Below are 6716 nucleotides of genomic sequence, written 5' to 3'. Positions count from 1 at the left end.
AGAAACGTTGGAAATTACTACATATTTTCAATTAAAGTTGACTCAGGGATTGTCTGTTAACCCCATTCCCCCCAGTGTTTTTGCTATAACAGGGCTTCGAAAATGAATCTTACTCTCCATCAGCGCTATATGATTGCCGTGGTTGCCCTGGCGCTTTTTCTTATTGTTCATTTTCTTGGGCCGGTACTGACGCCTTTTGTTGTCAGTATGGTACTGGCTTATCTGGGTGATCCCCTGACGGACTGGCTTGAATCCAAAGGTTTCTCCAGAACCCTGTCAGTGGTCTGCGTCTTTCTGTTGATTTTCGGGGTGCTGATTACTGCGTTACTGGTTGTGATTCCAACACTGGCGCACCAGGTCAAGACAGTGATTCAGTTGTTACCGGCGTGGGAAACCTGGATTGAAATCCATGCCATTCCCTATATCCAGAAGTACATTGATATTGACCCCTCGCTATTTGATTTTGGTGAAATATCCAAAAGACTGGCGGGGCAGTGGCAGAAGGCCGGTGGTTTTCTGGCCAGTATTGGGGTTTCTGTTTCCAGATCCTCTATCGCTTTGATTGGTTTTGTGGCCAATTTATTCCTTATTCCCGTGGTCACTTTTTATCTGCTGCGTGACTGGGACAAGATGGTCGGCGACCTGAAAATGATGTTGCCCAGGAATGTCGAGCCCGTGGCGGTAACGCTGATTAATGAATGTGATGAAGTGCTGGGTGCCTTTCTGAAAGGCCAGTTGATGGTGATGTTTGCGCTTGGCGTGATTTACAGCCTGGGGCTGACCCTGATCGGGCTCCAGTTTGCCATTCTGATTGGCATGCTGGCTGGACTGGCCAGCATCATTCCCTACATGGGTTTTGTGATCGGGTTTGTCGCCGCTATGCTGGTAGCATTGTTTCAGTTTGATGGTTACATGGGGATGTCCCTGGTGGCTGTGGTCTTTTTGGTAGGCCAGGCATTGGAGGGTTGGGTTCTGACCCCTCTGCTGGTGGGTGATAAAATTGGTTTGCATCCGGTAGCCGTTATTTTTGCCCTGATGGCTGGCGGACAACTTTTTGGTTTTGTTGGCATGCTCATCGCCTTGCCCATGGCGGCAATAATTATGGTACTCTTGCGCCATCTTCATAGAAACTATAAGGCCAGTGACCTTTATCATGCCGGGGCTTCGGAAGAGAAAGACTGATACCTGTTTGTGCCACGCTCTTTTTCTTTTTTATGACTGCGTGCTTATGGTAAAAAAAAGTGGTAAAAGAGGTGGCAGAAATCGGTTAAAGAGCGTTATTGACTGATCTTTTGATGTTGGTCAATAACGGTTGATAATTGAACGGTTTCATTGTGTGCCTGTCTTATGTAACTTTGCAGTTTCTGTAGTGACTTTCTGCAGCTACCCTGAAACTGGCCTGAAGCTTTTTTCAAAAGAGGCCGTGGCAGTGAAGAGGTCATCAGGAAAAGAGAATTCACGCTGCTCTTTATAGATTGTTATAGATTGTTATAGATTCTTACAGATTCAACTTTTACCGAGAAACGACGGATTTAATGTCCACTATGAGTTTGCCTGTGCAGCTACCGCTCAGTGTCCAGTTAAGAGACGATGCCACGTTTGCCAACTTTTACAGTGGGCGAAATGAAACGCTGGTCAATCTTCTGGATATGGAAAAATCCGTTCCCGGTATAGAATCTGAACAGTTTATTTTCCTCTATGGCCCCAAAGGGGTAGGGTGCAGCCATCTGCTGCAGGCGGCCTGTCATCAGGTTGACCGTCGCAGTGGCCGAAGTATTTACCTGCCCATGAAAGAGCTGGTTCACTATTCACCAACGCTATTGGAAGGGATTGAACGGCTGCAGCTGGTCTGCCTTGATGATATCGGTGAAGTAGCGGGTGTTGATGAGTGGGAAGAGGCGCTGTTTGATCTGTTTAACCGTCTCCGGGACTCTAAAACCCGCTTTCTTGTGGCTGCCAGCAATCCTCCCAAAGCACTGGGTATTCACCTTCAGGATCTGGTTTCCCGCCTGGGCTGGGGGGTGGTATTTCAGGTTCACCCTCTGGAAGATCGAGATAAAGTCTCAGCGCTTAAGCTCAGGGCCCACCATCGTGGTTTTGATTTAAGTGATGAAGTGGCGCGCTTTATTATTCATCGCGGCTCCAGAGATATGGGCAACCTTTTTAACCTTCTGCAAAAGCTTGATAGTGCCTCATTACGAGCCAAGCGCAAGCTGACCATCCCCTTTGTTAAGGACGTGATGAGGTGGTGATAAGTCCATCCTCTTGCCTGATTCATTAATTCCCCTTCAGAAGAGCCGACCATGCTGACCAAAAGGAGCCTGCTGCTTCGTCCCGTTGCTCTGATGGTGTACCTGCTGCTGGGGGCTTTTTTTATTGCTGGCTGGCTTTGGTTTTCTCAGGTCTCTGATCGAGTGCTGGCGAGCCTGACCCGGCAAACCGGGCTGACCTTTGTCGATAAGACCCTCTCTTTTGATCCATGGCAGCGTCGGCTGTCCGTTAATGATATTCAGTTTAAAGAAAAAGGTGTTCAGCTCAGCTCGGGGCAATTGAACTTTATTCTGATTTATCGACACTGGTGGGAACCCTGGCTTGGTAAGGATGCTGAAGCACTCAGTGCCGTTGAGCTGGTGGGTGCCAATGTCATCGTAGAGCCGGGTCAGATGACTTTTCCCCTGCCGGCCTGGTTTCAGGAACTGTCCATCAACGATGGAACTCTTTCTATCACTGGTGTTGTTGAAGCGTTTTCTTTTGAGCAGTTAACACTGAATGTTGCCGGCGAAAATAAGCTGGATGTTCATGTGTCTGGTGAAGTATGGAATTTTTCAGGGACTTATAAAACCAGCCAGGGGGCACTGGCAGGGGAACTGAACCTGAACGCATTCCCCCTGGCAGATCTCATTTCTATTATCCCTGTGGGCGATGATTTATCGTCTGAAAACACGATTTTAGCCAGTGACAGTCTTTTCGAAGCGATGTCCGGAGAAGTAGATGCCCGGTTATCTCTTTTATGGGATAAACAAAGTGGTCTGGTTTTGCAGGGTAGCGCTGAAGGGCAAAAGGGGGCTTTCTCATTGAAAGGCTTTTCTATGGCCTGGCAGCATTGGCAGTTGAATGACTTTCAATTTAATGCCCGTGATCGTGCTCAGTCCTCAGCAGCCTTGTCTTTAGCCGGTGCCGATTTTAAGCAGGCAGATTCTCATGGAAAGAACAATGCTTCTGTCATTAATGAGTTAAACCATCTTTTACCTTTTTCCGTCAAGTCTCTTTCAGTGACAGACAGTCGCCTTGAAATTGGAACTGGATCAGTACCCTGGTTGTTTGAGCGTATTGAGGGAAGTCTGGTTGCCGTCGGTGAGGGTTCAAAAAAACACTGGCAATATCAGGCTGCAGCTTATTTGAACGGTGTGGGTGACCTGCAGCTAAAAGGGACGCTATCTGATACCAGCAGTTCCTCTAACCAATCATATAAGAATAGTTTTACCCTTAGTCTGAACAATACCCATTTAGCAGGTCCACTGAAACGTTATTCGGTGCTGGCTGGTTACAATATGCAGGGTTCCCGCTTTAATTTGAGCTATGACAGTCAACGTCATAGTGGGCAGCTTGCTATTACCGGCTGGCAGTATAAAAAACTCAATAATAGCCGGACATCTTCAGCATCTGGTGACTTGTTAATAGCTTTGCTAACGGATAAAACCGGGAACGCAACGATCCGGTTCAAAACAAAACCCGCGAAACAAACCGGATCAGTCACCAGCCTGTTGTTATCAGAATGGTCAGCGTTGCCTGAGCAGGTTTATCGAGCTATCGACCAGCGCTTTATGGCGATTGGTCAGGCTCCCTTTGATTATCTGTCTTCTGTGACAGGTTATGCCATTGAACCTTTACTTCGTCATGAAGCGGGTAAAACAGCACTGACTCAATCTGCTTATACAAACCTTCAAAACCTTCACAAGGCTCTGGCTCTGAGACCGGAATTAAAGGTTCTGGTTAATGTGGGAGTTTCTGAACCCAGAGACTGGCCAGAACTTTCCCGCTATAAGCTGGAAGAGGCATTGCAGGAGTTATACTCCGCCACCCAATCTGTTGAAAGTAACTCTTCCGTAATGCCGGCTAAAGTGCGTGCGCAGTTGCTGGAGCAAATGTATCTCGCGACACAACAGCAGAAAATTCCTGAAGTGGGTGAGCAGTCACCGGAACAGAGAGTTCAGAAAGCGGAAAAATGGCTGCTGGAAAACTGGCCGAGAGCGCCAGGGCAGATTGAAATACTGCGACAGGCACGGTATGACTATCTCAAAGATGAAGCTGGCAGTGTTGGCATTGATTCCGGGCGTATTGCGTTGACATTGTCATCAGGCTCAGACCAGAAACGGAGTGAGCCTGATTCATTATTAATTCTCCGTTAAGGAGTTGTTCGTTAATAATCTCCCCGTATTGTTCACCACTGAGTCACAGAGAGTACAGAGAAAAAACCTTTCTATTCATCCGTGTTCTCTGTGACTCAGTGGTAAAAAAAGGCAAGTTATTCTGGAACAGATGCTAAGTTGGCCTGGTTTGATCTGTTGGCTTGAGCCTGCCAGCGTATAAATACCATAGCGCTAATGAATAACAGCACACTGAATCCGGTAATCAGCCAGCCTTGGGGTTGTTCTGGCCGAAACCAGATATCGAGAACACCGCTGATAAAATAAAAGCAGAGAATAAAGCAGAGCCATGATGCCGCTCTCAGACCTCTTTTTAACAGTCCTGGAAGGGGCAGTAATAATGGCAGTAGCTGCAGCAGGGATATTTCCAGAACAGAACCCGGTGGAGGGTTAAGCCACCAGGTTTCTGCCAGCAATGAAAGAACCAACCCTGCATAGAGGGCAAGGCAGATTTGATAAATACGGTTCGCTTTTTTTTGCATTGTTATTTACGCAGTGCTCTTGCTGTTAAAAGTTTAATCAAAGAATTTCAAGAATAGACTCCGGTGGCCGGCCAATTCTGGCTTTTGGGCCATTGACAACGATGGGGCGTTCAATCAATTTCGGGTATTGGCACATGAACTCAATCAGCTGTGCTTCGCTCAGGGAGGGATCTTTGAGGTTGTTATCCTTAAACTCCTGTTCTCCCTTACGCAGCAGGTTCCGTGCACTGATACCCAGTTGCTTGAGTATTAGTGTCAGCTGACTGGCGTCTGGAGGTGTTTCCAGATAGAGGATGACCTCTGGAGAAATTCCCTGTTCTTCAAGGAGTGAAAGCGTTTGGCGGGATTTTGAACAACGCGGGTTGTGATAAATTGAAACGCTCATAAAATTGGCCTGAAAGTTTTTATCGATTCGGGCAAAGCCTATCAATCCCTGTGATAACTCTGCAAATCTTTTGTAGTAGGCATCGGAAGGATGATTGCACTTAGGAATTATGAATGCAGTAAGAAATTCGCTGTTCATCGTGTTTATGTCAATAACGCCTGACGCTAAACCAGTAAAATATGCACTTGGATGGCTGAAATGGATGATGGTCAAAGAAATAGGTTGCTATAAAAGAAATAATAGAACGGGTTTTTAGTATACCAGGGTAGCACCAGTGGCTGCTCAAACATCATTCATCAGGGGATAGTGAGATGACAGACAATCCAACCGTAATGATTGTCAGTGCTGTAGTAGTCATTATATTAGTGGCGACTGCAGCCTACTACATCATCCGGTTTCTACGTGGATCCATCAAGCTCTTGCTGCCTCGCACCGTCTTTAATCCGGGTGATGCTATTGTGGGCAGTTTTGATCTGCATACAAAGAAGGCTATCCCGGGTAATCAGTTGATCATCAGCCTTATTGGTATTGAGAAGGTCAAACGACGGAAAGAAGATGGTGGTTTCGAGACCTATTCTGAAGAGGTGTACAGGGATGATGTTTTGCTTGAGGAGTCCCGGGTTTATCCTGCAGGCTACAAAACTACCCATGAATTTGAAATTTCCATACCCGGTGAGGGGGAAGAAGAGTCTTCAGGTCCTGCTTTTCAGGCGTTGGCTACAGCATTCTCCATGCTTAGCCAAAGATCTGTAACTCTGTCCTGGAAGGTAGAGGCTCGTCTTGATGCAGAAGGAGTTGATCTGGCCACAGCTCAGTCAGTTTCAATTAATATCTGATGTTACGCACTTTACTCTCCGCCACCGTAGGTTGGGTCAAGCGGAGCGCGCCCCAACATTTCTAGCAATTGAGCGTCTGTTTTTTCGTGGAAGTAAGGTTTCCGCGCCCGAGGCTGGGAAGCTTTATGCCCCCGCCCACTCCTCACCCATGGCTGTTTTGTTCTGGAAAATATGTTTAACACTCTCAGGTACGTCTTGGCTGATGGAGGTGTTGGGGCGCGCATTCGCTTGACCCAACCTACTACTGCATCCGGCGGCATTTAATATGTCGTATATATCTAAATCCATTGACACAGCAGACAAATATGACAACGTCAGGCTGTAAGTGCGTAACATGAGTTAGTAACTGTCCTTTAATAACTTCACTATTTAAACACCGACCCATGTCAGTTTTCGAAGTCAAATAGGTGCTGTTACGGCTCCCACAGGAATTGCCGTAACAGGCTTGTCACCGGCGCTTCCTATCCCTAAAATCCCGCGCTAACTCACTTTTTCAGAACACGTTTTTCAGGATATTTAATGAGTACCAATTACGCTAACCCAGCTCCTTTAGGTCTGTGCGGTTTCGGCATGACCACTATTTTGC

Annotated in this window: 6 protein-coding genes; 4 read left to right on the top strand and 2 right to left on the bottom strand. The window is 46.9% G+C overall.

All coding sequences use genetic code 11. The annotated features are described in order from the left end of the window. Window positions 1-102: 102 nt before the first annotated feature. The 3 genes from RM811_RS02755 (at window position 103) to RM811_RS02745 (ending at window position 4409) form a co-directional block, all read left to right on the top strand. Window positions 103-1182 (top strand): AI-2E family transporter, encoded by a 1080-nt coding sequence (locus tag RM811_RS02755; RefSeq protein ID WP_402520541.1) that lies wholly within the window; start codon window positions 103-105, stop codon window positions 1180-1182. A 353-nt stretch (window positions 1183-1535) separates the two neighbouring features. Continuing rightward, complete coding sequence (gene hda, locus RM811_RS02750) at window positions 1536-2252, top strand: DnaA regulatory inactivator Hda (protein WP_402520539.1); 717 nt, start codon at window positions 1536-1538, stop codon at window positions 2250-2252. A gap of 51 nt (window positions 2253-2303) precedes the next feature. Next, window positions 2304-4409: a hypothetical protein gene (locus tag RM811_RS02745; protein ID WP_402520537.1), complete on the top strand. Its 2106-nt coding sequence runs from the start codon at window positions 2304-2306 to the stop codon at window positions 4407-4409. Window positions 4410-4525: 116 nt separating this feature from the next. On the opposite strand, the gene RM811_RS02740 is transcribed toward RM811_RS02745, so the two are convergent. Beyond that, a complete protein-coding gene (locus RM811_RS02740; RefSeq protein ID WP_402520536.1) occupies window positions 4526-4909 on the bottom strand; it encodes a DUF2069 domain-containing protein in 384 nt (127 codons plus the stop codon). A 37-nt stretch (window positions 4910-4946) separates the two neighbouring features. Beyond that, window positions 4947-5294: an arsenate reductase (glutaredoxin) gene (arsC, locus tag RM811_RS02735; protein ID WP_402520534.1), complete on the bottom strand. Its 348-nt coding sequence runs from the start codon at window positions 5292-5294 to the stop codon at window positions 4947-4949. Between the two features lie 311 nt (window positions 5295-5605). Between arsC and RM811_RS02730 the strand changes: the two genes are divergently transcribed. Then, window positions 5606-6130: a hypothetical protein gene (locus tag RM811_RS02730; protein WP_402520532.1), complete on the top strand. Its 525-nt coding sequence runs from the start codon at window positions 5606-5608 to the stop codon at window positions 6128-6130. Window positions 6131-6716 lie beyond the last annotated feature (586 nt).

The organism is Endozoicomonas sp., assembly GCF_031844845.1.
Classification (GTDB): domain Bacteria; phylum Pseudomonadota; class Gammaproteobacteria; order Pseudomonadales; family Endozoicomonadaceae; genus Endozoicomonas.
The sequence above is the reverse complement of the archived record's forward strand: the minus strand, read 5'-3'. Positions and strand labels throughout refer to the sequence as shown.

Excerpts from the sequence above, each read along its gene's own strand:
- RM811_RS02755 (WP_402520541.1), top strand. The coding sequence starts at position 103 with ATGAATCTTACTCTCCATCAGCGCTATATGATTGCCGTGGTTGCCCTG.
- hda (WP_402520539.1), top strand. The coding sequence starts at position 1,536 with ATGTCCACTATGAGTTTGCCTGTGCAGCTACCGCTCAGTGTCCAGTTA.
- RM811_RS02745 (WP_402520537.1), top strand. The coding sequence starts at position 2,304 with ATGCTGACCAAAAGGAGCCTGCTGCTTCGTCCCGTTGCTCTGATGGTG.
- RM811_RS02740 (WP_402520536.1), bottom strand. The coding sequence starts at position 4,909 with ATGCAAAAAAAAGCGAACCGTATTTATCAAATCTGCCTTGCCCTCTAT.
- arsC (WP_402520534.1), bottom strand. The coding sequence starts at position 5,294 with ATGAGCGTTTCAATTTATCACAACCCGCGTTGTTCAAAATCCCGCCAA.
- RM811_RS02730 (WP_402520532.1), top strand. The coding sequence starts at position 5,606 with ATGACAGACAATCCAACCGTAATGATTGTCAGTGCTGTAGTAGTCATT.